At 41.8% G+C, this 1,080-nt stretch carries 1 protein-coding gene and 2 pseudogenes; all 3 read left to right on the forward strand.

The features are described 5' to 3' along the window. Positions 1-275: 275 nt before the first annotated feature. The 3 genes and pseudogenes from CIK04_RS31805 to CIK04_RS35965 all read left to right on the forward strand — a co-directional run bounded on the left by CIK04_RS31805 (position 276) and on the right by CIK04_RS35965 (position 873). On the forward strand, positions 276-377 hold the full coding sequence (locus CIK04_RS31805) for a DUF3265 domain-containing protein (protein WP_088428254.1): 102 nt from the start codon (positions 276-278) through the stop codon (positions 375-377). Between the two features lie 140 nt (positions 378-517). Continuing rightward, a pseudogene (locus tag CIK04_RS31810) lies at positions 518-739 on the forward strand (VF530 family DNA-binding protein). Between the two features lie 31 nt (positions 740-770). Then, positions 771-873, forward strand: a pseudogene (locus CIK04_RS35965) (DUF3265 domain-containing protein). The last annotated feature ends 207 nt before the right edge of the window (positions 874-1,080 follow it).

Below are 1,080 nucleotides of genomic sequence, written 5' to 3' on the forward strand. Positions count from 1 at the left end.
ATATCAAGTTGTGTCTTACCTGTATCAACGCCGACATTAATGTTTTGAAGTGTATTTGTATTCATAATAAGCTAACTCTTGCTTGCGAAATGCGGGCTCGAGACCCAGAAGACTATTCGAGTGTGATGCTTGGAGTTCTATCTGATGTTCGTTCTTGTTATCGGTCTCTCAATAGAGGAGCCAGCGTTCAATCGAACTATCAGATAGAGAACTTTAGTTGCAGCTAAAGTCTGGGTCTCACCTTACCCTGATTCGTTAGTTATTATCCATACAAACTGTTCAAGAGTGATTCAGCACGCGTGGCATTTTTGGTATGCGTTGATTTTGGTGTTGAAGTGCCATGCGGTGGCTTGGTCATTGCGTGCTTCACACCTTAACAGGGCGTTATGCAAATATTCAAATCAGCCCATTTCTCAGTGCTTATGTCTTAGGCTTTGGATGTAAATAAAATGGCTAACTGGCCAAAGCATTCTGGTAAACTGCGTCCAAACTAAGCGGTATTATTAGGACCAAAGCAATGAGCCAAGATCAGCCAAACAACCCTTTACATGGATTAACGTTAGAGAAAATCCTTGTTCGCTTACTAAGAGCACTATGGTTGGGAAGGGTTAGACAGAGAAATTCAAATTAACTAGTTTTTACAGCAACCATCAATCAATCTTCTCTCAAGTTTTTGCGTCGCACTACAGTGGGCGAGAGACAAGTTGAGGCTTTGTATATAGATACGTTTTGCCGTTAGAACATTTGCATAACAAAGCGTTTTAAGCGGGATTCATGCCGCAGGTCATTTTTGGTTTGCAGTGAGTTTTTGTTGGTGAAAGTGGTGTGCGGAAACTTGGTTTAGGCGGCATTCACCCCTTAACGCGGCGTTAGGCGCTATTCACTTTAGGATTAGGGATGAACGTAGAATTTAAAGTGATCAATTTGGCGCAAGATTATGATTTTTGCGTAGCTGCTCGAAGGATGCTTACTATTGCAGTTTCGAGACCTTTTCGKGTTTTGATGATTTCATAGCAGGTTATCGAGAACGAGTTCAAGAAGGCAATCTGGAGCAGGTTGGTTTTACATCCATATCTGGTT

Source organism: Vibrio sp. 03_296, from assembly GCF_002265885.1.